At 37.1% G+C, this 24934-nt stretch carries 25 protein-coding genes; 4 read left to right on the top strand and 21 right to left on the bottom strand.

The annotated features are described in order from the left end of the window. Positions 1–9 precede the first annotated feature (9 nt). The 12 genes from paaX to paaA all read right to left on the bottom strand — a co-directional run bounded on the left by paaX (position 10) and on the right by paaA (position 10332). On the bottom strand, positions 10–906 hold the full coding sequence (gene paaX, locus BM012_RS16540) for a phenylacetic acid degradation operon negative regulatory protein PaaX (protein ID WP_061805755.1): 897 nt from the start codon (positions 904–906) through the stop codon (positions 10–12). A gap of 355 nt (positions 907–1261) precedes the next feature. Beyond that, positions 1262–2038, bottom strand: a complete 777-nt coding sequence (locus BM012_RS16545) for an enoyl-CoA hydratase-related protein (protein WP_061805756.1) — start codon at positions 2036–2038, stop codon at positions 1262–1264. Between the two features lie 68 nt (positions 2039–2106). Then, the gene (locus BM012_RS16550; RefSeq protein ID WP_061805757.1) at positions 2107–3312 is read right to left on the bottom strand and encodes an acetyl-CoA C-acyltransferase; all 1206 of its coding nucleotides are present in this window, start codon (positions 3310–3312) and stop codon (positions 2107–2109) included. After that, positions 3309–4184 (bottom strand): 3-hydroxyacyl-CoA dehydrogenase, encoded by an 876-nt coding sequence (locus tag BM012_RS16555; protein ID WP_061805758.1) that lies wholly within the window; start codon positions 4182–4184, stop codon positions 3309–3311. Before BM012_RS16555 ends, BM012_RS16550 begins: the two co-directional genes overlap by 4 nt. Positions 4185–4263: 79 nt before the next feature. After that, entirely contained in the window at positions 4264–5781 is a 1518-nt protein-coding gene (locus tag BM012_RS16560; protein WP_061805759.1) for an aldehyde dehydrogenase family protein, read from the bottom strand. A gap of 14 nt (positions 5782–5795) precedes the next feature. After that, positions 5796–6569 carry an enoyl-CoA hydratase-related protein gene (locus BM012_RS16565; protein WP_061805760.1) on the bottom strand — a complete coding sequence of 258 codons (774 nt, stop codon included), beginning with the start codon at positions 6567–6569 and terminating at the stop codon, positions 5796–5798. Positions 6570–6583: 14 nt separating this feature from the next. Beyond that, on the bottom strand, positions 6584–7360 hold the full coding sequence (locus BM012_RS16570; protein WP_061805761.1) for an enoyl-CoA hydratase/isomerase family protein: 777 nt from the start codon (positions 7358–7360) through the stop codon (positions 6584–6586). Then, positions 7357–7662: an EthD family reductase gene (locus BM012_RS16575; RefSeq protein ID WP_061805762.1), complete on the bottom strand. Its 306-nt coding sequence runs from the start codon at positions 7660–7662 to the stop codon at positions 7357–7359. The genes BM012_RS16570 and BM012_RS16575 overlap by 4 nt, the downstream gene beginning before the upstream one ends. 19 nt (positions 7663–7681) lie before the next feature. After that, positions 7682–8179, bottom strand: coding sequence for a 1,2-phenylacetyl-CoA epoxidase subunit PaaD (paaD, locus tag BM012_RS16580; protein WP_061805763.1), 498 nt, complete (start codon positions 8177–8179; stop codon positions 7682–7684). Positions 8180–8204: 25 nt separating this feature from the next. Further along, the gene (gene paaC, locus BM012_RS16585; protein WP_061805764.1) at positions 8205–9017 is read right to left on the bottom strand and encodes a 1,2-phenylacetyl-CoA epoxidase subunit PaaC; all 813 of its coding nucleotides are present in this window, start codon (positions 9015–9017) and stop codon (positions 8205–8207) included. Then, positions 9014–9364 (bottom strand): 1,2-phenylacetyl-CoA epoxidase subunit PaaB, encoded by a 351-nt coding sequence (gene paaB / locus BM012_RS16590; RefSeq protein WP_061805765.1) that lies wholly within the window; start codon positions 9362–9364, stop codon positions 9014–9016. The genes paaC and paaB overlap by 4 nt, the downstream gene beginning before the upstream one ends. A gap of 17 nt (positions 9365–9381) precedes the next feature. Continuing rightward, positions 9382–10332: a 1,2-phenylacetyl-CoA epoxidase subunit PaaA gene (gene paaA / locus BM012_RS16595; RefSeq protein WP_061805766.1), complete on the bottom strand. Its 951-nt coding sequence runs from the start codon at positions 10330–10332 to the stop codon at positions 9382–9384. Between the two features lie 1058 nt (positions 10333–11390). On the opposite strand from paaA, the gene paaK reads away from it, so the two are divergent. The 3 genes from paaK to BM012_RS16610 all read left to right on the top strand — a co-directional run bounded on the left by paaK (position 11391) and on the right by BM012_RS16610 (position 14202). Next, entirely contained in the window at positions 11391–12716 is a 1326-nt protein-coding gene (gene paaK / locus BM012_RS16600; RefSeq protein ID WP_061805767.1) for a phenylacetate--CoA ligase PaaK, read from the top strand. 136 nt (positions 12717–12852) lie between these two features. Then, on the top strand, positions 12853–13860 hold the full coding sequence (locus BM012_RS16605; protein WP_061805768.1) for an NAD(P)/FAD-dependent oxidoreductase: 1008 nt from the start codon (positions 12853–12855) through the stop codon (positions 13858–13860). A 93-nt stretch (positions 13861–13953) separates the two neighbouring features. Continuing rightward, on the top strand, positions 13954–14202 hold the full coding sequence (locus BM012_RS16610; protein ID WP_061805769.1) for a ferredoxin: 249 nt from the start codon (positions 13954–13956) through the stop codon (positions 14200–14202). A 190-nt stretch (positions 14203–14392) separates the two neighbouring features. Here BM012_RS16610 and BM012_RS16615 read toward each other — a convergent pair whose 3' ends face one another. From BM012_RS16615 to BM012_RS16650, 8 genes are all read right to left on the bottom strand, one after another. Continuing rightward, positions 14393–15394 carry a 2-hydroxyacid dehydrogenase gene (locus BM012_RS16615; RefSeq protein ID WP_061805770.1) on the bottom strand — a complete coding sequence of 334 codons (1002 nt, stop codon included), beginning with the start codon at positions 15392–15394 and terminating at the stop codon, positions 14393–14395. A gap of 15 nt (positions 15395–15409) precedes the next feature. Then, positions 15410–16264, bottom strand: coding sequence for a class II fructose-bisphosphate aldolase (locus BM012_RS16620; protein ID WP_061805771.1), 855 nt, complete (start codon positions 16262–16264; stop codon positions 15410–15412). An 11-nt stretch (positions 16265–16275) separates the two neighbouring features. Then, positions 16276–17034 (bottom strand): SDR family NAD(P)-dependent oxidoreductase, encoded by a 759-nt coding sequence (locus tag BM012_RS16625; RefSeq protein ID WP_061805772.1) that lies wholly within the window; start codon positions 17032–17034, stop codon positions 16276–16278. Positions 17035–17047: 13 nt separating this feature from the next. Then, entirely contained in the window at positions 17048–18556 is a 1509-nt protein-coding gene (locus BM012_RS16630; RefSeq protein WP_061805773.1) for an FGGY-family carbohydrate kinase, read from the bottom strand. 19 nt (positions 18557–18575) lie between these two features. After that, on the bottom strand, positions 18576–19835 hold the full coding sequence (locus tag BM012_RS16635; protein ID WP_061805774.1) for a PTS transporter subunit IIC: 1260 nt from the start codon (positions 19833–19835) through the stop codon (positions 18576–18578). A gap of 134 nt (positions 19836–19969) precedes the next feature. Then, on the bottom strand, positions 19970–20530 hold the full coding sequence (locus tag BM012_RS16640; RefSeq protein ID WP_061805775.1) for a glycerol-3-phosphate responsive antiterminator: 561 nt from the start codon (positions 20528–20530) through the stop codon (positions 19970–19972). A 160-nt stretch (positions 20531–20690) separates the two neighbouring features. After that, positions 20691–22328, bottom strand: coding sequence for an MFS transporter (locus BM012_RS16645; RefSeq protein ID WP_061805776.1), 1638 nt, complete (start codon positions 22326–22328; stop codon positions 20691–20693). A 68-nt stretch (positions 22329–22396) separates the two neighbouring features. Continuing rightward, positions 22397–23002, bottom strand: a complete 606-nt coding sequence (locus tag BM012_RS16650) for a TetR/AcrR family transcriptional regulator (protein ID WP_061805777.1) — start codon at positions 23000–23002, stop codon at positions 22397–22399. A gap of 266 nt (positions 23003–23268) precedes the next feature. Here BM012_RS16650 and BM012_RS16655 point away from each other — a divergent pair, with 266 nt between their 5' ends. Then, on the top strand, positions 23269–24267 hold the full coding sequence (locus BM012_RS16655) for an amidohydrolase family protein (protein WP_061805778.1): 999 nt from the start codon (positions 23269–23271) through the stop codon (positions 24265–24267). A 107-nt stretch (positions 24268–24374) separates the two neighbouring features. Here the strand turns inward: BM012_RS16655 and BM012_RS16660 are convergent, their stop codons facing one another. Next, a complete protein-coding gene (locus BM012_RS16660; RefSeq protein ID WP_061805779.1) occupies positions 24375–24920 on the bottom strand; it encodes a sugar O-acetyltransferase in 546 nt (181 codons plus the stop codon). Positions 24921–24934 lie beyond the last annotated feature (14 nt).

The raw sequence follows: 24934 nt of genomic DNA on the forward strand, positions 1-24934 counted from the left end.
AGTTATCTCTTAGGAATTTCTAATTTGTTCACTAATTAGAGGATGATCTGTAGAATCGTATGATTTACTTTTATGGCTTAAATCATTATCTTTTTGAAAAATATCTTCAAAAAACTGATTAGCAGGATCGGCTAGCATTTTATAGTACTGACTGAATAATAAGGCTGCATGATTGCCAATCCAACGCGCTGGTAATAGTTCTTTTGGAAGGCCAGGATCAACAAATAGAAATTTTCGATACTCATGGATGAGGTTTGTTCTCTCTACGAAACATTCCGCATCAGTCATCTGGCCTCGCTGAATAACACTTTGATGTATAATATATGTTTTACTATAAGTATCAATAAACTGTTCATATTTTTGTTCAATCTCTTCTAATGGCCAGCTCTTTTCTACTAATGATTGATTTGTGTGAGGTCCCTTATAATCAGATACAAAGAAATCAACATATTGCTCAATCTTATATTTATCAATTAAAAGTTCAACTTCTTTTTCTAAATTATTAGGTGATAACCAGCAACCATTTGAAAAACTTCCAAATCCGCTCCATATTAATTCTTTTCTAAACTCATCGCGGATTTGTCTTTTTTCCTCTGGAATCGTATACATGAGAATTCTCCACTTCCCATCCCACTCATGAGGGTTTAGTTTATAAATTCTCCGCGCCGCTTCTTCAATCCGATTAACGCCTCGAGGAGTTAGAAAATAATAGCTCTTATTTCCTTCTCTTTGGGATTGTAGCCATCCTTGTTTAACCATACGTGAACACGTGACACGTACAGCTTGTTCGTTATGTCCAAACTCCTTTAATAAACGTATTAAACTGCCGATCCAAATTTTATTACCATAATGGCGAATATAATCACCATAAATCGTAAAAATCATAGATTGTGTGTTAGTACTCATTAATACCTCACTCTTTCTACTCGCTCACCCTGTTTTATGTTATACAGCGGAGTACTAAAAAGTTCTTAAATATATTCTCTAATACCCCTTCATATCCATTATAATTAAGAGTTATTAGAGTGTTTAACTACTAAAAGTTATTACTCCTTAAGCCTTCCTTCTAATGCACGAGCAATTATTTTGATTTATCTAACAATATCATATCGAATGTCTGTTAATCATGGCAACTATTATTTTCCTTCATATCCATTATGAATTTCTTAAAAATAATGGTTTTCTTCTACAAGTATGAATATTTCCCTCGTTTTTCATTTAAAAGTCATGATTATATTTTATCTTTTTATTACGGCAACGGCTATTTCCCTTTAAATTTCGGCATTCTTTTTTCACTAAACGCATTCAAAGCTTCTAATCGATCTTCTGTAGGTATCGTTAATTCATAAGCTTTTGATTCAATCGCTAATCCTGTCTGCAAATCAACATTCATTCCTTGACTAATAGCATATTTAGCTTGCTTTAAAGCAACTGGGCCATTTTTCATCATTTCTGCTGCAAAAGCTTCGCAAGATGTCATTAGCATGTTCTTTTCGACAACTTTTGTAAGTATGCCAAGTTCATATGCTTCTTGAGCTGAAATTTTCCTTGCTGTAAAAATCAGTTCTTTAGCTTTTGTCTCTCCAATTAAACGCGGCAATCGTTGCGTACCTCCAGCTCCTGGGATAATCGCCCAACTCGTCTCTGTCAGTCCAACCTTCGCCTCTTCTACAGCAATAGAAAAATCACATGCTAGCATTAATTCAAATCCACCACCAAACGCATATCCATTTACTGCAGCAATAGTAGGCTGTGGTAGATTTGCAATACTATTGAAGACATCTCGGATCGCCTTTACATTTCGTTTCACCTGCATCTCTGATAATGTTTTGCGTTCCTTTAAATCCGCACCTGCACTAAAAGCCTTTTCACCTGCACCTGTAAAGATGACAATGTTTACAGGTGCATCTAGCTGAATGGCATTTACAATCTCCTGTAGTTGTTTTAATGATTCATAGTCAAAGCAATTTAACACCTCTGGGCGGTTAATTGTAACATACCCAATCTTATTTTCAACTCTATATAAAACAAGAGACATGATTTCTCCACTCCTTTTTATGAAAGAACCCTTATCTAGCACAGGGCTAAATAAGGGAATCCTCTATTTTAATCATTTACATTTTCTACAATTGTTGCAATTCCTTGTCCAACACCCACACACATTGTGCTAAGACCATATTGGATATCTTGTTTTTTCATTTCGTAAATAAGAGTTGTTAATATTCTTGCTCCACTTGCTCCTAGCGGATGTCCAAATGCAATAGCTCCTCCATTTACGTTAACTTTCTCTTTATTTAGCTCTAGTTGACGAATGCATTCTAAAGATTGAGAAGCAAAAGCTTCATTTAATTCAACTAGCCCAATGTCTTGTATCGTTAAGTTGGCACGCGACAAAGCTTTTCTAGTAGCCAAAATTGGTCCTAACCCCATGATGCTAGGTTCTAATCCCGCTGTTGCTCCAACCACATACTTTACAAGCGGTCTTAACCCTAATTCCTTTGCTTTGTCAGCACTCATTATTAGAAGGGCTGAGGCTCCGTCATTAACACCTGAGGCATTTCCTGCCGTAACCGTTCCTCCTTCAAAAAGGGGTCTTAATTTTTCTAACGTTTCTAACGTTGTATCAGGACGAGGATGTTCATCCCTATCAATAACAACTTCGTTGCCTTTTCGATCTCGATACATAACGGGTACAATTTCTTCAGAGAACCGATTTTCTTCCATTGCCTTTTTTGCTTTCTGTTGACTTTCCAATGCAAACTGATCTTGTTCACTACGTGAAATATGAAATTGTTGGGCTACATTTTCAGCCGTTTTAGGCATCGTTTCTGCTCCGTACATTTCTTCTAATTTTTTATTTGTAAAACGCCAGCCAATTGTTGTATCCTGTAACTCCATACTGCCTCTAGGAAATTCTTTATGGGGTTTAGCCATCACTAAAGGTGCACGAGTCATGCTTTCTGTACCCCCAGCAATATAAATATCTCCTTCGCCGATTGCAATAGCTCTTGCTGCATAGATTACAGCATCAAGACCTGATCCACATAGACGATTGACAGTAGTCCCCCCTACACTTGTTGGGAGTCCTGCTAGTAAAGCTGACATTCTAGCCACATTACGATTATCTTCCCCAGCTTGGTTGGCATTCCCCAATATCACTTCTTCAATTTGATGGGGCGGGAGGTTTGGGTTACGTTCAATGAGGGCCTTAATGACTATCGCCCCTAAATCGTCTGGACGTATATTTTTTAAAGCTCCTTTATATCTTCCGATAGGAGTTCGCACTGCATCTACCACAACAACTTCCCTCATTTTTTGACCTCCTCTTTTGGCTTATTTGTATAATCGTATACACCTTTACCTGATTTACGGCCTAGACGCCCAGCTTTCACGTATTGCTCCAGTAACGGAGCTGGTCGGTATTTTTCACCTAACTTTTCATGTAAATACTTTAAATTATTTAAACGCGCATCTAATCCTACTAAATCGACAAGTTCAAATGGACCCATTGGATAATTTAATCCTAGTTTAATAGCTTTATCAATTTCCTCAGGCGTACCTAATCCTTCTTGTAACATATAGAAAGCCTCATTCCCTACTAACGCACTGATTCGACTCGTTACAAATCCAGGAAACTCATTAATCACAACGCTTTTTTTCCCCATTTGCTCTGCTACTTCTTTAATGAGTTGTACTGTTTCGTCACTAGTTTCTAAGCCGCGGACGATTTCAACAAGCGGCATCTTATGTACTGGATTAAAAAAGTGCATGGCAATTGTTTTTTCAGGGCGTTTAGCATATGAAGCAATTTCTGTCGGACTCATTGTTGAAGTATTGGTAGCAAAAATACAGGAATCAGACGCATATTCTTCTAGATTATGAAACACTCCTCTTTTAATTTCTGTTTTTTCAGGAACAGCCTCAATGATTAAGTCTGCTTGACTTCCTGCCCTTTTTAAATCTGTAGAATAGGAAAGATTTCTTTTAGCTTGTAAAACTAATTCATTAGAAATATGGCCACGATTCAAGCTTTTTTCAAATAAACTAATAATCTCTTTTTTAGCATTTTGTAAAGCTGATTCATCCAGGTCTATTAATGTAACCGAATATCCCCCTACAGCTGATACGTAAGCAATACCTCTCCCCATTACACCAGAACCTACTACAACAATATTACTTATCATTGTTCCGCTCCCCCCTTATGTCTTCTTAAAAGAGTACGGATAAAACTCTTATAGAGCTTTATCCGTACGTATTCTAGACTTACAAGCCAAATGGATTCAAAGGACGGCTTCCATAGTAAGAAATGATACTTTTTGTTTCTGTATATAAATCAAGCGTTTCAATGCATAACTCACGGCCAAAGCCTGACTGTTTATATCCACCAAATGGTGTGCCTGGGAATGCAGAGAATGGGCAATTGACCATTACAATACCAGCTTGGATTTGATTTGCTACACGTGTAGCACGTGCTCCATCTTTTGTCCAAAGAGCTGAACCTAAGCCAAATTCTGTGTCATTTGCAAGTTTAATCGCTTCTTTTTCATCTGAGAATTTCATAATCACAACAACAGGACCAAAGATTTCTTCATTCACTACTTTCATTTTATGATTAACATTTGCAATAACAGTAGGTTCATACCAAAAGCCATTTTCAAACCCTTTTACTTGAGCAACCTTACCACCAGTTAAAATATCCGCTCCATCTTCTATTGCAGATTTTACATAGCCATCAATAACATCTAGTTGATTTTGATCAATGACCGCCCCAATGTGTGTACCTTTGTCAAACGGATCTCCTAATGTTAATTTTTTTGTTTTTTCAACAAACTTATGAACAAACTCATCAAAAATACTTTCATGTACATATAAACGAGAACGAGCTTCACATGATTGTCCTGTATTATAGAAGATTCCAAATAATGATCCATCAACGGCTGCCTCTAGATCTGCATCATCAAACACAATGTTTGGAGATTTCCCTCCTAACTCTAATGTTACGCGTTTCAACGTTTGTGACGCTCTTTCCATAATGTTTTTTCCGATTGGAGTCGAACCAGTAAAGGCAACTTTGTCTACTTGTTTATGTTCAACTAAGTAATTTCCAACTTCCGATCCAGAACCTGGAATGATATTTACTACCCCTTCTGGCACACCAGCTTCAAGACAAATTTCTCCTAGAATGATGGCTGTTAATGGGGTTAGAGAAGCTGGTTTGACAATCACAGAACATCCTACAGCTAGAGCAGGAGCGATCTTCCATGCTGTCATCATTAATGGGTAGTTCCAAGGAATAATTTGAGCACAAACCCCAACAGGTTCTTTTTCCGTATAATTTTGAAATGGTCCTGGTACGCTATTAACGGCACCACGATGACCAACAATAGCCGAAGCATAAAATTCAAAATCCTCAATTGCCTGCATGACTTGCCCTTGTGCTGCATGAAGAGATTTTCCTGTATCCAAAATCTCTAACTCTACTAATTCATTGAATCTAGCACGCATAATTGAGGCAATTTTATTTATAGTACGCGAGCGTTTATTAACGGGGTACTTCTTCCATTTTCCATAGTCAAATGCTTGACGCGCTGCCTGAATGGCCTTTTCTGTATCTTCTTTAGAGGCTTTTGCTACTTCAGCGATGACTTCACCTGTTGCAGGATTATACGTTTTAAATGTGGTACCATTGCTACTTTCTAGTTTTTCTCCATTGATGATAAGATGATAAAATTTTCGCTTCATTTCCGGTTTTTCTACTTTTGTTTCTTGAACTGTTGACATATAATCCACTCCTTTTAATTTCCGATAAAAATAGGTTTTTGTTTTTCTAAAAATGCTTGAACACCATGTCGATGATCTTCTGTTGTTCCAGCTATTCGTTGACCTTCTGCTTCTTTTTCTAGATATTCATTAAGAGGTAGGTCATTAGCTAATTTTAAATATCGTTTAATTAAACCGATTGCCTTTGTTGGCATAGTTGCTAAATGTACAGCAAATTCTTTCACTTCTTTTTCCCATGTATCTAATGAAATGACCTTTGTTGCTAATCCTAGATGTTCAGCTTCAAGAGCTGAGATCTTTTCTCCTAAAATAGCTAATTCTGTAGCTTTCGCCTGACCAATTAACTTTGAAAGAAAGTACAAATTCCCCGAATCTGGAATTAGTCCAACGTGAATAAACGCATTCACAAAACTCGCTTTTTCTGATACTAATCTAAAGTCACATGCAAGAGCCAAACTAAACCCGGCTCCTGCTGCAATACCATTTACTGCAGCTATAATAGGCTTTTCACACTGCATAATTTGCTTGATCATTGGAGCGTAATGCTCCCGTAAAACCTGGCCGTGATCCATATGCTCATCAACTTCTGCTAAATCTTGACCAGAACAAAAGGCACGTCCTTCACCAGTAATAACAATGCAACGGACATTTACATCTAAGGAAGCATCTTTGATAGCTGATTTAATCTCATGATTCATTTGAGCAATAAATGCATTGAGCTTCCGAGGTCTATTTAAAGTCAGCCAAGCTACTCCATCATGGACATTATATTGAATGGTTTCAAACATACTTTCTAATCTCCTTATTTTCCTTTAAATTCTGGCTTTCTTTTCTCAGAAAACGCTTTCATTCCTTCTTTTTGATCTTCTGAAGAAAACAATAGATAGAAGTTCTTCCTCTCATATTGCATCCCTTCATATAAGGGATAATCTACTGCTTTGTTTACAGAATCTTTAATGAGACGCAAAGATAAAGGAGGTTGTTTAGATAACTTTTTAGCGAGTTTGAATGTTTCTTCCATTAATAGCTCACGAGCAACAATTTTGTTAACCAATCCATGCTTTAAAGCCTCTTCTACAGGAATTCTGTCTCCTGTCCAAAGCCATTCCAATGCTTTTGCTCTTCCCACAACCTTTGTAAGACGTTGTGTTCCACCTGCTCCTGGCATCACACCAATATTTACTTCTGGAAATGAAAATTCAGTGCCGCTTGCTGCAATTAAAAGATCACAGCAAAGCGCTAACTCAAACCCTCCGCCAAATACAAATCCTTTTACGGCTCCAATAATCGGTTTTTTTATCAATGAAAGACGATCCCAATCAGCAAATTGATTTAACAACTCTAAATGAATAGGCCCATCATTAGCCATTTCTTCAATATCAGCACCAGCTGAGAAAGCCCGCCCTTTTCCTGTTAATAGGATTGTGACTACTTCATTGTTCCTATCGAATATTTCCATCGATTCAACGATTTCTCTTACCATTGTACGATTCAATGCGTTGTACTGTTTAGGCCGATTAAGTTCAATGATTCCTACTTGATCTCTAATCGAGGTTTCAATAAATTCGAAAGTGTTCACTTTACTTCCTCACCGATCATTAAGGTAACAAGCTCAGCTGCAAATCCCATCAAATCTTTTCCAGATGCTTTGCCTTCAGCTGATTTTAATCCTTGTTTTAGAGCTTCATGATCATCATAGTACATTTCACATAGTAGATAATATTTACCTTCTCCGCCCATAGGAGACCCTACAATTTTTGTTACTTCCATCTTGCGCAAACCTGGGATTTTTTCTGTAATTGGTCCGTGTACATTAAAGTAATGCTCATCAAATGCCTCTTTGTTTTCAGGATGCTTGTATAACGCGATTAATTTTACCATTTTATTCCTCTCCTTTTAATTATAATAAAGTTGACATTGGTTTCATTGCCTCAAATGGATTTTTACAACTTTTACAATATAAAATACTTCGACAGGCAGTAGGGCCAAAAATATTCTCCATTGTTACATACGTTGATCCACAATATGGACAATCAATATGCCACGATCCATCTTCTTTCATATGGCTAGGAGGAGATATCCCAAATTTTTTTAGATTTTGGCGTCCTTTTTCGGTAATACGGTCAGATGTCCAAGGAGGTGATGTAATAAATTCTACCTGTACATGTTCAATGGAGTGTGCATTTTTCATCGCCTGTATGATATTACTTTTAATAATTTCAAGAGCTGGACAGCCGGAAAAAGTAGGAAGAACCTGAATATAAATGCTATCTTCCTGGACTATAATCTCTTCTACCATTCCTAAATCGAGAATACTTACCGTATCGATTTCCGGATCTTTTACTTGTTTCAATGTATCCAGCACATCTTGAATAGTAACGCTTAAGCGTGCAACCAATTTTTTCACCTCTTTCTTTATGTGCTTACCAAGGGACTGCTGGATCTATGCGGTATACTTCCCCTAATGTTAGCAGGGCTTCTTCTAACTCATCTGTATGCTCACCATTTCGTCCGTTTTTATTGTGAACTTCTATCTCTCTAGGAAGCTCTGCTCCAACTGATTCTAATACAGAACTAAGAGCTGCTATCCACCTTTCCTTTAATACATTTTCTTCTTCAATCAATTTAAACTGTGGGATAGATTCCCCCTGATCTCCAAAGGAGAAAACATCATTAAAGTCTTTCATTACTTTCTCAATGGCCTCATTCATCCGTTTTTTTGCTTCATCTGTCGTGCTTAATAATTGGACAAACCATGTTTTCCAATGAAGAAGATGATAGTACAATTCCATGTTAATTTTCACAGCAATATCAGCAAGAGACGGATAACTACTTTGTTTTAAGGAATCAATTTTCACCTTTTTTGCTAGTGTATAGAAGTAATTTCTCACTACTGCATAAGCCCAATCATACTGAGGATCTTCCATATAATGACCAGGACCATTGACTCGTTCAACTAGAATACTATTTTTTCGTTCGGAGGCCGATCTAGCGTGAGCTAATTCATCCGCGCTTCCATGCCCTAGTTCTTCTAATAGGCGATAATATAAAACAGCATGCCCCATACTATCTTGACTGATCGAGGAAGAGGCCACATCTTCTTCGATATGCGGAGCTAATCCTAACCACTCTGAACCGCGATAAGAGAAGAGAAAGTCATCATCTGCAATCTGAAATAGTAATTCTGTCAGAGCTTTTGTATAAGCTGGATTCGTAAGGTTGGCTGTTGCACTCATTTTTTCGTTCCTCCCCATGACAAAATTTCTTTTTCATCCAGCATTTGTTGTTCATAATGACGCCATTTCTTCTTTAAATAGCCATACCCCTTTGTTGTCCGATATTCTTTATTGTCTAAGCGTGCTAGGATTTGTTTTTCTTCAGGATTTATTCCGCGAATATCAGTACGATTAACTACCCAAATATCAGTCACTGGTTCACGACGCATAAAGTTCTCTTGTGCCATTACTAAAGCCATGTCAGCGTTTGGTGCAAGTAGACTAAATTGATGTTGAAATGAAGAATTAGGTGTACGTTTACTAAAAACCTCATACTCTTGATAGAATGTTTTTTTATTAGTTTCCATCCGTCTATACTCCTTTCCTAGCTAATAGCTGCGCTTAGTGCTTCACGTACCCATGCGTTACTTTCGTAAGAAGTTCGACGAAGGTTAAGTCGCGCCTGAGAACGAGGCCCTTGGTTTTTAATGATTTTCTTAAATTCATTCCAATCTGGTTGTTGATAGACCCATTTTTTTTGTTCTTCATCATAGTGAAGCGATGGATCTGGAATCGTTAACCCTAGCGATAAAATACGAGGAATGTATTTAGTAAGAAAATCCTGTCTCAATTCTTCATTTGTTTTTGTGCGAATTTTATATTTTACGGTTACGTCTTGTTTAGAAGTACCCGTTGTATTACTTGTCGCTGGACCAAAGAACATGAGCAGAGAATCCCACCAGCGATTTAATGCTTCTTGAATCATTGCTTTTTGTACTTCTGTTCCTTCTGCTAGGGCCATAATAATAGCCTCTCCGTGTTGAGCATGAAAGACCTCTTCTGCACAGATTCGTTGAAGAGCACGTGCATAAGGGCCATATGAAGCACCTAACATATTGGTTTGGGTGATAATGGCTGCACCATCTACTAACCAACCAATTAGCCCAGCATCTCCCCAAGTTTTAGCCGGCATATGAAATACATTATGAAACTTAAGGTCTCCATTAAAGAGATCTTGCATTAAGTCACCCCGGTTCTTTCCATAAGGCTTTAATAAATCTTCTGCAACGCGTAATAATAATTGTCCATGTCCCATTTCATCTTGTACTTTAGCCATAATTCCCAGCTTACGATGAAGAGAAGGAGCTTTAGGGACCCACTCTTTTTCAGGAAGCGCTCCCATTATTTCGCTAATTCCATGCATGGAGATTAATTTAATCAATGTTACTCGATATTCTTTTGGCATCCAGTCTTCTGCCTCAATTTTTTCACCTGATTCAATTCGTTGGATAAAATTTGCAAGTTTTTCTTCTTCTGTAATTTTAATTGTACTCATTCTTTATCCCTCCCCACGACTCACATAACTATTTTTTAGTGTTATTACCTTTTTTGGTTACATCGTAATGCATAATCATTTCTAAATATTTTTATAAATAAAGAGTGTTCTTTATCCCTCTCCTATTGCATCCTTTATGTAAGTTCATTCCTTTTATCACACTAACCATTCATTTGCTTATGAAGATTTATAAACGGTTAAAATTACAGGGGATATGAATTCCACATCGGATTATAACATAACAAAAAATATTATTTTTTTATTTATTTGTTATATCGATGGATATAATATAACACGTTTTTTTTTATTTGTATATATTTTCTGAAATTTCTTGATTAATTTTTTAATACTTAAAATATGAGCATCTTCAATAATAGATTAATCCATCTTTTTTAATAAAGAAAAATGGATTAATCTAGACGTATATCTTTCTTAGATTGTTTCTTATCTATTATCTATTGAAATCTTACCACATGATAAAGGACAGATTGCATATCCTCCCTGTTTGTAACTAAAATATAATTAGCTCTCTTTCTCTAATGGCTATACCCTTCATTCCTACTCGTTCACCATTCCCTTTAAATATGGATTATATAATAACCTTTCTCCGCTTTCTATTCATTCACGTATCATTACTTTTTAAATAAAGTACAAAGTAATAAAAATGACGAATATAACATCAATATGTTATTAAATTATAATTTTGTTACATATAATCTCCGCTTTGTTTTATGCTATCTTGATTATTGATAAACATATGAAGAAGTTCTCCTTTTTATCTTCGCAAATTAAACTTCCTTGATGAAGAGACTCTTGTTCCTCATCTTTTTATTACGGAATAAAAACGAATCTAAAGATATGGTCCCTAATTAGGACTCAGTATTTTTTCTAATATTTTTAAAATAAAAGAGGTAGAAATATCAAAAAATATTTACAATTCGTTCATTTTATGATAATTTTTGAATGTGTTATATAACTTTTTTTTAGTTATAGTTTTTAAAATGTTATGTTTTTTGTAAGCGTTTTAATTAAAAGGGATACGAAAGGGGATAAAATTTGTGATTATTCATGACGTTGAAATGTATTCTCGGAAAGAAATGAAAGCGCTACAATTAAATCGTTTGAAGGAGACCTTAATAAGAGTCTATGATAAAGTACCTTTTTATCAAGAAAAATTTAAGGAGCTTGCTATCTCACCTGAAGATATACATACGTTAGAAGATATAAACAAATTACCGTTTACTAAAAAATCGGATCTACGTGAAAATTACCCTTTTAATTTATTTGCTGTTGATATGAAAGAACTTGTCCGTCTCCATGCCTCCTCTGGTACAAGTGGGAAACCTACAGTAGTAGGTTACACGAAAAATGATATTTCAAACTGGTCTGATATTGTTGCAAGAGCAATCGCTATTGCAGGTGGAGAACCATCTGGGATATTTCATAATGCGTATGGGTATGGGTTATTTACAGGTGGATTAGGTCTTCATTACGGAGGAGAAAGACTCGGAATGGCAACAGTCCCTATCTCTGGAGGAAATACAGACCGTCAAATTTCTCTTATTAAAGATTTTAAACCTACTGTAATCGCAGGAACTCCTTCCTATATTTTAAAGATAGCTGAAGAAATGGAAGCAATAGGCTTAAATCCTAGAGAAAGTTCAATCAAATTTGGCATCTTTGGGGCAGAACCATGGTCTGAGGAAATGCGGAAAGTTTTAGAGGAGAAGTTCGATCTCAAAGCCTGTGATATCTACGGTCTTAGTGAAGTAATGGGGCCTGGCGTTGCCGTGGAATGTCATGAAACTCAAAATGGCTTACATATAGCTGAAGATCATTTTCTCGTAGAAGTTATCAATCCAGACACTCTTGAACAAGTACCCGACGGTGAGGAAGGTGAGCTAGTATTCACTAGCTTAACAAAAGAGGCTTTCCCTGTTATCCGTTATCGTACAGGCGATATTGCTTCTATCACTAGAGAACCTTGTAGGTGTGGTAGGACCACAACAAGAATGTCACGTGTAAAAGGTCGTATTGATGATATGCTCATTATACGGGGAGTTAACGTATTTCCATCTGAAATTGAACATTATTTAATTCAAATTCAAGAATTAGCGCCACATTACCAAGTTCACTTAGACTGTGATGGTACATTGGATATAGTAGAATTACATGTCGAAATTAATGAAGAAATTTACCAAAGAGTAAATGGAAATATGACTCATGAACATATTCAGTCAGTGGTAAAAAAAGTTCAACATTCCATGAAAAACAATTGTTTAGTAAGCATGAAGATCAAAGCGCTCGCCCCTAAAAGTATTCCTAGATCTGAAGGAAAAGCAATTCGTATCTTAGATAAAAGAAAATCCCTTTTCACGATTTAGTTTATAAAATGTATGTATGGATAAATATATAGCTTTCAACATAACTATTATCACCTAAACCGTTTCTAAAACGTTATAACTATAAAATGGTTTTATGAATGGTTTTATATCCATAATCTTAGGAGGATTGAAGTTCATGTTCCAAGATGATAAAGTATTTGACCTCACAATTATTGGTGGAGGTCCAGTAGGTTTATTTACAGCCTTTTATGCTGGTATGAGACAAGCATCGGTAAAAATCATTGAAAGTCTCCCTCAATTAGGAGGGCAATTATCAGCCCTATATCCTGAAAAATATATTTATGATATTGCTGGTTTCCCTAGAATACGTGCTCAAGAACTTATTCATAATTTAAAAGAACAGATGAGCGAATTTAACCCTACTATATGCCTTGACCAAGCTGTCAATAAACTCGAAAAAGAACCTGATGGTGTTTTTAAGTTAACGACAAACACTCAAACTCATTATTCAAGGGCAATTATTATTACTGCCGGAAACGGTGCCTTTCAACCAAGAAAATTAGAACTGCCTGGAGAAGAAAAATATGCGCAAAGTAATCTTCATTACTTTGTTGATGATTTAAATAAGTTCGCTGGTAAACAAGTCGTTATTTTTGGTGGTGGCGATTCAGCTGTTGATTGGGCACTAATGCTAGAACCTATTGCTGAAAAAGTAACTCTAGTCCACCGCCGAGATAAATTCCGTGCACATGAACACAGTGTTAAAACTTTGAATAATTCTAAGGTGAACGTTCTTACTCCTTTTGTGCCAGTAGAACTGATAGGTGATAAAAAAATTGAACAACTTCTATTAGAAGAGGTAAAAGGAGAACGTAAAGAAATCATTGATGTAGATGAGGTTATCGTTAATTATGGATTCTTGTCTTCCCTTGGACCGATTAAAAACTGGGGATTAGGACTTGAGAAGAACTCCATTGTCGTAAACTCAAAAATGGAAACAAATATTGAAGGGATCTATGCAGCTGGAGATATTTGCACTTACACAGGAAAAGTAAAACTCATTGCCAGTGGTTTTGGCGAAGCCCCTACAGCTGTAAGCAATGCCAAAGTATATATTGATCCTACTGCCAAAGTTCAACCTCTTCATAGTACAAGTATAATGGAAAAAATAGTTCATTCTTAAATAGAGAACGGGATGTAAGAAGAAAACAGAGATTAATATACTTAAAAACTTGAACTTCTAGGGATAAATCTTACAAAGTCAGGAGGATGAGATATGATTAAATATACAATTGTAGATAAAGAAACTTGCATAGCTTGTGGAGCTTGTGGGGCAAGTTGTCCCGATTTATTTGCATACGATGATGAAGGTATTTCTTATGTCTTACTTGATGACAATCAAGGAATTTCTTCTGTTGATGAAGATTTCTATGATGATTTGGAAGATGCAGCTGACGGCTGTCCTACCCAATCCATAAAAGTGAGTTATGAACCTTTTGATGGTGATCCTTTAAAACATGAATAAGATTTTTTTATTCTATATGAGGTTAGCCTGAAAAAAATATGTAAGAAATACTTTCCCTCTTCAATATGTTTATTTCTGCAAGCAGAGGAAAGATTAAATATTTTATTGGTGAATCCTTCTTCTCGTAGAAAGTCTTCCACCAATAACCATAAAAAAGACAGGGATGGCTCTTACTGCCTCCCTGTCTTTTTTATCTTTGCTTCATCCACTCTACTATATATTCCGCCATTTTCTTTGGGCTTTGCCTAAACGCATCAATTGTACTCCCTGCAAGGTGTGGTGTAATCGTAACATTCCGAAGACTTAGAAGTTTATCGTCGTGAGGAAGTGGTTCGTGGTCGAATACGTCTAATGCGGCTCCCATAATCTTTTTTTCTTTTAAACTTTGAACAAGAGCTTCCTCATCGATAAGTCCTGAACGAGCTGTGTTAATTAAAACCGCTGTTTCTTTCATTTTCTCAATCTCTCTTTTTCCAATAAAATGGTATGTTTCTTCTGTGAGACGGAGGTGAAGAGATACAACATCTGCCTGCTCGAGAAGTTCATCTAACGATACTTTTTTACCGTAGTAAGGAATATCATCTGTATATTCATCATAGATTAATAGTTCACATCCAAGCGCATGTAAGTATGATCCAAGCAATTTTCCAATATTGCCGTAGCCAACAATGCCAATTTTCTTTTCGTTAAGTTCAGGAATTCCCTCACCATTTGGAAAATCTTTTTCCCATTTCCCCTTTTTTAAAGCTTCGTGGGAGCGGGCAATGTTTCTCACTTCAGATAGAATCATCCCTAACGTAAATTCCGCTACTGCTCTAGCATTTCGGCCAGGTGTATTGAGGACCGAAATACCGAGTGCTTTTGCTTCACTATGGGCGACATTCTCGGTTCCCCCTCTTAATACCCCAATAAGTTTCAACTTCCTCCCTCTTTGAAGAATCTCTTTTGATAGGGGTGTAAACTGGACCACAATAGCGTCAAATGTTTCAATTCCATCAAAAAGTTCTTTTTCTACAGTAATAGCTTCTGGGCCTTTTCCTTCAACAAGTAAGTTGTCTTTTTGAAGAGCCTCAACAGAATCGTGTTTCCACTCGCGTACTTCCACTTCTATCCCATGAAGAGATAAGGAGGATAAGCCTTCTTCCATCACGTCTGCTGGAATAAGAGCGTCTCCAATTGCAAGCAGTTTCAATTTTTCTCACTCCTTTTATACTCGGTTGTTTGAACGAAGCAATCTTATTTTTTCTTCAACAACATGAGCAAGATGCTCTTTCACAGGGGCAAATAAAGCTTCTGGTAAAGGATCCATTCTCCTAATTTGTTTTGCCGATTCTTTTAATCCTTTTGTCATCGCAATGCGGCAATCTGCATACAAGTTTACTTTACTAATCCCATTTTCAATCGCTTTTTGAACCTGATCAGGAGGTGTACCAGAACCACCGTGAAGAACAAGTGGTACTTTGCTTACTTTGTTAATTTCTTTTGTTCTTTCTATATTTAAAAAAGGTTCTGCCTGATACACTCCGTGAAAAGTTCCAATAGAAACAGCAAGAGCATCCACATTTGTTTTCTCAATAAATGCTTCCACTTGCGAAGGCTCTGTTAGTTTAGAGTCGCTTCCATAACCCCCACCAAGCTCTGCTCCTCCAACATGCCCAAGCTCTGCTTCTACACTGATTCCTCTAGGATGAGCAAGATCTGTCACTCTTTTGGTTAGGGCAATATTATCTTGAAAAGGAAGGCTTGAGCCATCAATCATAACAGAAGAAAAACCGAATTTTATCGCTTCTTCCACTAACTCTACGTCCATCGCATGATCAAGATGAAGCACAACTGGTATATCATAAAAAGGCGCAACAGCTTTAATATATTCGGCTAAATAGACAAATCCTTTTGGTTCTTTTAAGTTGTGCTCAAGACACATTAGAATAACGGGTGAGCGCTGTTGTTCAGCTTTGTCAAGAATGGTCCGAACCATAACATCATTTATACAATCAAAAGCAGGCACTGCATACTGCTTGGCTCTTGCATCCTCTACTACTTCTTTTAACGAAACAAGCATAGTTTCACTCCTTACCTCATTAACATTCCGCCTGTTGCATCAACTGTTGCTCCCGTCATATAGCGGGCTTTTCTTGAAACGAGAAACGCCGCAATTTCAGCTATTTCCTTTGGTTGTGCTACTCTTCCAATGGGAATCCGGTTTACATAATAGTCTCTGTTTTCTTGTAGTGCGTCCCCAATCATATCTGTTTCCACAATTCCTAATGCGAGGGCATTTACGTTAATTCCATTTTTCGCGACTTCCCGTGCTAATGAAACCGTAAAAGAAACAACTCCTGCTTTACTTGCTGCATAATGAGCATGCCCTGTCGTTGAACCATGAAATGCTGCTTGTGACGTTAAATTTAAAATGGTCCCGTTTCGCTCTTCTTCAAGTAAATGATTTACAAAGCTTTGGCACGTCAAGAAAACAGCGGTAAGATTCACTTTCATCGTGTTTTCCCACTCATCAAGAGGCATATCTTTCACCCAGCTTTTAGGCCATATTCCCGCATTGTTTACTAAAATATGAAGCTCTCCAAAAGCTTCTTTTCCTTTTTGAATGATTTTTTTGCATCCTTCTTCATGAGCTAAGTCAGCCTGAACAGCAACACATTTGCTGTAATTTTGATTAATAAGATCAGCAATTTCGATTGCATTTTCAGCATTTCGATTATAATGAAGCACGATATTTGCTCCTTCTTTAGCAAGGGTGAGCGCAATCTCTCTGCCGACACCTCTTGAACTTCCCGTTATAACGGCCGTTTTTCCTTTTAAACAAAGATCCATATTGACCCTCCTTTTAAGGCTTCCAAACCGGTTCTAATGCAGCTAATACTGAAGTGAAATAGCTATATTTTTCCTCATAGATTCCTTTTAGTGCTTTATTTGGTTCATATGTTCTCCCCTTTTGAACCATTGCTTTTGCTCCTTCTTCAAAGGAAGGATATGCCCCTACTGCTACCGCTGCACAAATGGCTGCTCCAAGTGTTCCTTGTTCTGTCCCTACAACAACTTCAACAGGTGTTTGTAGAATATCGGCAAACATTTGCATCCATACCTCAGACTTTGTTGCTCCTCCAGCAATCCGGATAACGTTTGGCTTTTCCCTATATTCCATAAGCTTATCAACATGAATTTTATGCCCAAAAACAACCCCTTCATATAGAGCTCTAAGCATGTGGGCTTTTGTATGCCAGCCATTAAACCCAAAGAAGCATGCTTTTGCATCCCTATGAACATTTGATCCAAAGAGAAACGGAAAAAAGAGAATGTTCGATTCAGGGGGTTCAATATTCTCTACCATTTCGTTACAAAGATCATAAACAGAAATTCCTTTTCGCTTTGCTTCTTCATGTTCTGAATTGAAATACTCTTTTACGTACCACTCTAAGTTACTTGCTGATGTTGGACTTCCTTCTAATGTGAGCCAATATCCTGGTATGCAAAAAAGCGAGGTCATAAATAGATCTTTATCAACAATTGGTTTTTTCGTAATAAACTCATTAATACTCCACGTTCCTGCTACAATACATAGTTTTTCTTCATCTGTTGTACCTGTCGCAATAGCAGCTGCATCAATATCAAATAATCCACCTGCAACAGGGGTGCCTTCTTTTAAGCCTGTTAATTGCGCCACTTCTTTTGTAATATATCCACCAATTTCTCCGGAATAAAGAATAGGAGGCAGCTTTTCGTATATGCTTTCAATCCCAAGCTCTTTTAGAAGATTTTCATCATACTTTTTCTCTCTGCTATTTAATAAACTAGTTCCAGAAATGTCGGTAATCTCGGCATAGACTTCACCTGTTAGAAGATAGCGAATATAGTCTTTGCACATAAAAATCCATTTTGTTTTATGAAGAGTAGTAGGTTCATATTTTTGAATCCAAGCTAAAAGAGCTGCTGGTTGACCTGGCCATAATGACTGCATTGTTTTCGGCAAGATTCTCTCTTCTATTCCCTGCTGTTTCCAAACTTCAACAATCTCTTTTGCACGCGAGTCTGTTGAAATAATTCCCTTCCGAACAGACTCTCCTTTTTCATCCACAACATATAATCCATTTCCATGTCCTGTTGCTGCAACACTTATAATCTCTTTTGCATCTATTTTAGATTTTTGAAGTATTTCTTGAATAACAGCTACATTTGCTTTCCATAATTCTTTACAGTCTCTTTCTGTATGTCCTGGATATGGCATATACATCTCTGTTTTTCGACTAGCAACAGCAATCTCTTTTCCATCAAGTGAGAAAAGACTTGCTTTTGTCACGGTTCCCCCATTATCAATACCTAGCACATACTTCCCCATCTCTGTATCCCCCTTCTCGTTAAAATAGCTTTGAAATTTCAATGATGAGCCAACCAAGAGGTGTTGTCGCTCCACCAACTAAGTTCGATAAGCCTGTTGCTGACTGAACGTTCTCGGGAAGCGTTACATTTACCATTTCAGCAGCTTTCGTATAATAAGAAGAAATTGACGTTCCTGCATAAAGAACAAACGTCACAATCACCATTCCTGTTAAGAAAAGTCGGACGAGGTTTCTCTTTAAAAAAGGAGCTGCCATTGGTAAAAGAAAGACGAGTGAGGCTAGATCAACAAATGGAAGAACTTTATTTCCTGGTAAAATAATGGCTAAAAGAAGAGCACCTGGAATAAGTAAAAGCCCTGTTGCTAAAACAGCTGGATTTCCAACAAGTAATGCGGTATCAAGTCCAATGTAAAACTCCCGATCTGGAAATTTCTTTTTCAACAATACTTCTGCTGCTTCTCGAACAATTTCAAGCCCTTGGACAAGTATATTAATCATTGCGGGAAGTAGAACCATAACTGCCGCAACTTTAATGCCGAGTGTCACAACATCTGCAAGTGGAAGACCTGCAAGAAGCCCTAATAAAATGCCTAGTATTGTCCCAAGTGTTAGCGGTTCCCCCATTACCCCATATCTCTTTGTAATTTCTTCTGGGGAAGCTTTTACTTTGTTTAATCCAGGAATGCGTTCTATTATCCAGTTCATCACAATTCCGATTGGTACATAAATCGCAGATGTTGCATGTGCAAAAGAAACCCCTTTTAAATCATATTGTTCTTGAATTCTTTTTGCTGTTAAATCCGCTATAATGATGGCAATTAAAAAATGAAGTAATGCACTAACAACAGAGATCACGATACTATTTGTCACAGCATACACAACGCCACCTGTTAACATGAAATGCCAATAATTAAAAATATCGATATTTACGGTTTTTGTAAGTTTTAATAAAAGAAGAACAACATTTAAAATAATGGCTCCAAATACGACAAATGGAACAATAGGCGTCCCCCATCCAATTGTTGCTCCAACGGGCCATCCTGGATCAACAACAGTTAAATTTAAATTAAACCGCTGCACCATCGCTTCTGCTGCAGGCCCTAATGTATCAAGCAAAAGCCCAATCACAAGATTAATCCCGACAAATCCAATTCCCACAAGCATGGCAGCTTTGAAGCCTTGGGCAATCTTCACTCTAAAAATCAATGAAAGAATAAAGAAAATAATGGGCATCATCACCGTTGGACCTAACTCAATAATTCCATTAATAAAACTCATTTTATCTTCCTCCTTTATCATGAGAGTAAAACTTAGAAGATGTTGTCCCACCTTATCAAAAAAAGAAACCCTACAAAGCTCTAGCTAATACTAGAGCTTTGTAGGGTTTCTCATTATCGCCTCCCCTTCACATGCTATTTTGTTTTCCATAAATGTTTCTCGCTTGTTGTGATTCCTTTGATGCCTCCTTCAAACAGTTTTTTCACCATCCGATCTTCAGAAATAAACCCACCTGCTAGAAGCGGTAATGATGTAGTCTTCCTCACTTTCTCTATTACATAAAGAGAAAAAGGACCTGGCAAAAGTTCAAGGGCATCTAAATGGCGTTCTTCCATTGACTTTAAGCCTGATTCAAGCGAACGAGAATCAAGAAGAAAAAGACGCTGAATACTAATAAGCCCTAAATCCTTTACCCGCTTTAACAAATTAGCGTTTGGTGAAATTACTCCGTCTATTTTGTATAAGTCACGAAGCATTTTTAATCCTATTTGGTCTTTACTTAACCCCCCTATTAAGTCAAGGTGAACAAGCACTTTTTTATTCACTGCATGACATCTTTTTGTTAGTAACTGTAGGTTGCCGATATGTGCCTCAGATAACAGGATAAAAGGAGAAGGTGATTTTAAAGCTAAATCTAAATGTTTTAATTCTCGTACAGATGGAATCACTGTTTGATTAAGAATCGTATTATTCATTTGCACCCTCTTATATAAAACGCTTTCATTTTATTGATATATATGTATTCATCTTTAAAATCTTTTATTCCAGATAAAAGGTGTTATCCTTACATTTTCTCTTGTATATCAAAACCGGAAAATAAACAAATTTGCGTTTGTTCATTTTCCGTATATCATTCTACTTTTCTTTAAACTTTTTCAATGCTTCTCTAAAAACATCATCATTTGTTTGGGACGGTTTAAGCTGTTTAAATTTCTGAAGTGCTTTTCGGTAATCATGATCAGGAATTACAACATCTTTTGTATAAAGTGGAGGGGGTTGAGGGGGTTGCACAACCTCTTCATTTGAATTCTCTTTATGCTCTTCATTTAGCTGATGATGTGGCTTATGTGCTAACTTATGTCCTTTCCCTGTTAATGCCATAAGAAACGAAAAACATAACAATACTAAACTTGCACTAAAAGAAGAAAAGAATAAGTCATGATAAGCTAATAATTGTGATTTTTCAACGCTTTGTTCACTTACATCTTGTGAACTTCCATTTGTTAAGTGATGTTCAGAGAATCTGTTTAATATATAACTACTTATAACTGGAATCGCGGCATATGCAATCATGCGTAAAAATTGAACAGTTGCCATACGCGGCACTAAATCTGGCAATGGTCCGCCTAAAGCAGCCCCCATAAGACCTGAAGCAATCGTAAAGCCAACGCCTAAAATCAGTACAAAGAAGCTGATGGCAAAGAACGCATACGGTTCATGATTCCCGGCATACATCCACGTTAAGTTTACACCAATAATAAGGAGAGCCCCTATCATTCCTAGAATTCCAGGACCTAACTTATCATAAAGTAAACAGCTTAAAATGGCAGCAACGGCTACTCCAACAAGCAGGCATAGATAAACAATGACCATCTCTTTATTTGGAAGCGCATTGACGGTTTTTAAGATGCCTTGTAGTGAAACTAAGCTTAACGTCATTGCTATATATCCTGTTATAACTACTAAGATGGCTAGGAGCGGTTTCTTGTGTAAAATGAGTCTAAATGAAAGAAGCGGCTTTGTAATGCTATATTCTGTAATAAATAGAAAAATAAAAGAGAGAACACTGCCACCTAGGCCGATCCATACGTAAAGCGATGATCCACCCCATTTTTGTAAACTAAGAACTGTAAAAGCTGTTAATAAAGCAAAAATTCCTGCCCAAACAAAACCCAGCCAGTCAAAATGTGCTTTCTCTTTTACATGTCGAGTCCCTTCATTTGAAAGAAGCGTATATCCTAACAAGATAGCGAGGATAGAACAGGCTACAGCTACATAAAAGATTTCTTTCCAATGCCCTGTATGACTAACAAGCGTTCCGAAACAAACACCGATCATACTTGAACCATAAAACCCGCCGATAAGAATGAGTAGGGCCAAATTACGGCGACTAATAGGAAAAGAAAGAACAAGAATAGGTAGCATCATCATGAGAGCCATACCTGCTCCCATCCCCTGTAACACTCTCCCTGCTTCAAATACTATAAATTTTGTTGAAACTAAGCTTAATAATACACCTAACAGCGAAATACAGGCTGATGTTATATACGTTGTTTTATCTCCCCACTTATGGCGTAAAAAAGGGCCTAAAGGAACAAACAATGCAAAAGCAATTGTTCCTGTCAGTATAGGTATAATCGATGGATAAGAAGAAGAGTCCAACGTTTTTTGAAGCAACCCTTGAAGTGGAGTAAGCGCACTGTTTAACATAAGACCAGGGCCAACTGCTAAAATAGCTAATAGTGAGATACCCCAGTGTCTTTCTATTTTCATTACACATTTCCTTTCTATGTTTATTATTTGTTCATTTGTTCACAAATATAGGGAACGAAAATAAAGCTTCAGTGTGGAAGCTTTATTTTATCCTCTAATCCGGCAACTCTGATTGGTCCAAGAAGCGTTAAACGAGTTAATTGATTTGCCATATATAGCGGGCTGAATTTCATATCGTTTTCTAACCAAGAACTAATAACGCCAATATGAGCAGAAGCAATATAGCTAATTAAAATGTCTTTTGGAATTTCAAGCTCTTCCTCTGCTTCACCAATAGAAGAAATTAATTCTCCATACACTTTATCTTGAACAATCTTCGTCATATAGCTTCGAAACTGTGGAATCCCCCGGTCACTCAGCATTACCTTAAAATAGTCCGCATGCTCATGAATAAATTCAAAAAGCCGGACGAAAGAGATTTGCTGGTTCTCTTCTTTTGGAGCCTTTACTTCTTCTATAAGATTTTCCAACATTTCATGCATGCTTTGAAACAAAAAATCCTGTTTATCTTGATAATGAAGATAAAAGGTTCCACGGGTCAAATCTGCTCTTTCTGTAATTTCTTGAATCGTAATAGCCCCTACATCTTTCTCCTTTAAAAGCTCGACAAGCGCTTTTCGCAAATATTTACTTGTGCGTCTTATACGCGGATCTACTTTTGGTTTTTTAGACATTTTCTACCTCCTTGTATAACTTCCAGCACTTTGTAGACAAAACATTTTTCTATGTATTGTTATGAACGGTTCCGCTTTTTCTGTTTATTGACCTCTATTCAAATTGTGCTGTACCATTAAAGCATGATTTATACACGATGTACATTACTAAACATCATGTCTATTAATGTACAGGATAAAAAATACTTTTGTCAATGTGAAGCTAGGCTAAACTAGTGGTAAATAGGTATAAATCAAATGCAAATTTATGAGAGGAGTCTTTTATAATGGAAGGAAAAATTGCGTTAGAGGAACATTGGGAATCTCCTGATTTTTCAGCAACAGGAAGTCATGACTTTACAGATGCACAGTATTTCGAAGCGGTGCAAAAAAGACTGCAAGAGTTTGACAAACGAATCCAAGATATAAACAAAAACGGAATTGAAACGTCCATTTTATCGTTAACACAGCCTGGAATTGAAGGAATTACAGATCCTGAACGAGCGATTAAGCTTGCAAAACAAATGAACGATTACATTGCAGAACATGCTCTGTCTAAGTACCCTCATCGGTTCAAAGCTTTTGCAGCACTTCCATTGCAAGATCCAAAAGCTGCCGGGGATGAGTTAGAACGTGCAGTAAATGAACTTGGGTTCTCTGGTGCTTTAATTAACGGCTACAGCAACATTGGGGATGAAAATACAGCTCAGTATCTTGACGAACCACAAGTATGGCCATTTTGGGAACGTGTTGAAAAACTTGGTGTTCCCGTATACTTACATCCTCGTATTCCACTCCCAAACCAACAGCGTATTTATGAAGGATACGAAGGATTGCTAGGTTCCGCATGGGGGTTTGGGGTGGAAACAGCTATGCACGCCATCCGTCTTATTTTAAGCGGACTTTTTGACCGCTATCCAAACTTGACGATTATACTTGGTCATCTTGGCGAAGGTCTTCCATTTACATTGCCTCGTGTCGAGCACAGACTACGTCATCAACGCGCTGAAACACATGGCAATCACCAAAAAGCGCCAATGGAATACTTACGCAATAATTTCTATCTCACAACAAGCGGTGTTTTTAGAACACAAGCATTGCTAGATACGCTTTTAGAAGTTGGCGCAGACCGTATTCTATTCTCTGTTGATTATCCGTACGAATCAATGGAAGAAATCTCTTTATGGTTTGATTCTTGTCCTATTAGTGAGAATGACCGTCTTAAAATTGGAAGTGAAAATGCGAAAAAATTATTTCAATTAGATTCTGTTAAAGTTGAGAAATAGCGGTTAACAAAGTACGTTGTCCATATGTCCTATCCTACAAAAAAAGCAGGCTGACCTTTAGTCAGCCTGCTTTTATGAGCAATACGGAATAGAAGGCTCTACAGCCTTTACTCTTCCTCTTCGATTGTTTTTATAACTTTTGCGGGATTTCCACCTACAATTACATTAGGAGGAACATCTTTTGTTACAACAGAACCAGCAGCAACAATAGAATGATCACCAATTGTTACTCCTCCTAAAATAACGCAGCTTCCTCCAATCCATACATCATTCCCAATCCTAATTGGCATTGCATATCCTGTTTTATTTCGGCCTTTTGGTGCAATGTTGTGTCCAGCGGTGTAAATTCCAACATCAGGTCCGATCATACAGTTGTCACCAACGATGACTTCTGCCATATCTAAAATCGTACAGTTGTATCCCGCATAAAAATGATCTCCAACATGGATATTGTAGCCTAAATCACAATGAAAATTATGCTCTATACTAACATTTTCCCCTGCACTTCCAAATAGCTCGCGAATCGCTTCTTCTCTTTGTTTCCCATCTTCAACATCAGCACGATTAAACTGCTGAACAAGCTTGTGCGCCCGCATGTTTTTCTTTTGTAACTCTTCTGTTCCTCGTTCATAAAATATCTTTTCTTTTTCCATTGTACCGCTCCTTG

The organism is Priestia endophytica DSM 13796 (genome assembly GCF_900115845.1).
Taxonomy (GTDB): Bacteria; Bacillota; Bacilli; order Bacillales; family Bacillaceae_H; genus Bacillus_I; species Bacillus_I endophytica.

Bases quoted from the DNA above. Each gene is read 5' to 3' on its own strand.
- paaX (WP_061805755.1), bottom strand. From the start codon at position 906: ATGAGTACTAACACACAATCTATGATTTTTACGATTTATGGTGATTAT.
- BM012_RS16545 (WP_061805756.1), bottom strand. From the start codon at position 2,038: ATGTCTCTTGTTTTATATAGAGTTGAAAATAAGATTGGGTATGTTACA.
- BM012_RS16550 (WP_061805757.1), bottom strand. From the start codon at position 3,312: ATGAGGGAAGTTGTTGTGGTAGATGCAGTGCGAACTCCTATCGGAAGA.
- BM012_RS16555 (WP_061805758.1), bottom strand. From the start codon at position 4,184: ATGATAAGTAATATTGTTGTAGTAGGTTCTGGTGTAATGGGGAGAGGT.
- BM012_RS16560 (WP_061805759.1), bottom strand. From the start codon at position 5,781: ATGTCAACAGTTCAAGAAACAAAAGTAGAAAAACCGGAAATGAAGCGA.
- BM012_RS16565 (WP_061805760.1), bottom strand. From the start codon at position 6,569: ATGTTTGAAACCATTCAATATAATGTCCATGATGGAGTAGCTTGGCTG.
- BM012_RS16575 (WP_061805762.1), bottom strand. From the start codon at position 7,662: ATGGTAAAATTAATCGCGTTATACAAGCATCCTGAAAACAAAGAGGCA.
- paaC (WP_061805764.1), bottom strand. From the start codon at position 9,017: ATGAGTGCAACAGCCAACCTTACGAATCCAGCTTATACAAAAGCTCTG.
- paaB (WP_061805765.1), bottom strand. From the start codon at position 9,364: ATGGAAACTAATAAAAAAACATTCTATCAAGAGTATGAGGTTTTTAGT.
- paaA (WP_061805766.1), bottom strand. From the start codon at position 10,332: ATGAGTACAATTAAAATTACAGAAGAAGAAAAACTTGCAAATTTTATC.
- BM012_RS16605 (WP_061805768.1), top strand. From the start codon at position 12,853: ATGTTCCAAGATGATAAAGTATTTGACCTCACAATTATTGGTGGAGGT.
- BM012_RS16610 (WP_061805769.1), top strand. From the start codon at position 13,954: ATGATTAAATATACAATTGTAGATAAAGAAACTTGCATAGCTTGTGGA.
- BM012_RS16620 (WP_061805771.1), bottom strand. From the start codon at position 16,264: ATGCTTGTTTCGTTAAAAGAAGTAGTAGAGGATGCAAGAGCCAAGCAG.
- BM012_RS16625 (WP_061805772.1), bottom strand. From the start codon at position 17,034: ATGGATCTTTGTTTAAAAGGAAAAACGGCCGTTATAACGGGAAGTTCA.
- BM012_RS16630 (WP_061805773.1), bottom strand. From the start codon at position 18,556: ATGGGGAAGTATGTGCTAGGTATTGATAATGGGGGAACCGTGACAAAA.
- BM012_RS16635 (WP_061805774.1), bottom strand. From the start codon at position 19,835: ATGAGTTTTATTAATGGAATTATTGAGTTAGGTCCAACGGTGATGATG.
- BM012_RS16640 (WP_061805775.1), bottom strand. From the start codon at position 20,530: ATGAATAATACGATTCTTAATCAAACAGTGATTCCATCTGTACGAGAA.
- BM012_RS16645 (WP_061805776.1), bottom strand. From the start codon at position 22,328: ATGAAAATAGAAAGACACTGGGGTATCTCACTATTAGCTATTTTAGCA.
- BM012_RS16650 (WP_061805777.1), bottom strand. From the start codon at position 23,002: ATGTCTAAAAAACCAAAAGTAGATCCGCGTATAAGACGCACAAGTAAA.
- BM012_RS16655 (WP_061805778.1), top strand. From the start codon at position 23,269: ATGGAAGGAAAAATTGCGTTAGAGGAACATTGGGAATCTCCTGATTTT.
- BM012_RS16660 (WP_061805779.1), bottom strand. From the start codon at position 24,920: ATGGAAAAAGAAAAGATATTTTATGAACGAGGAACAGAAGAGTTACAA.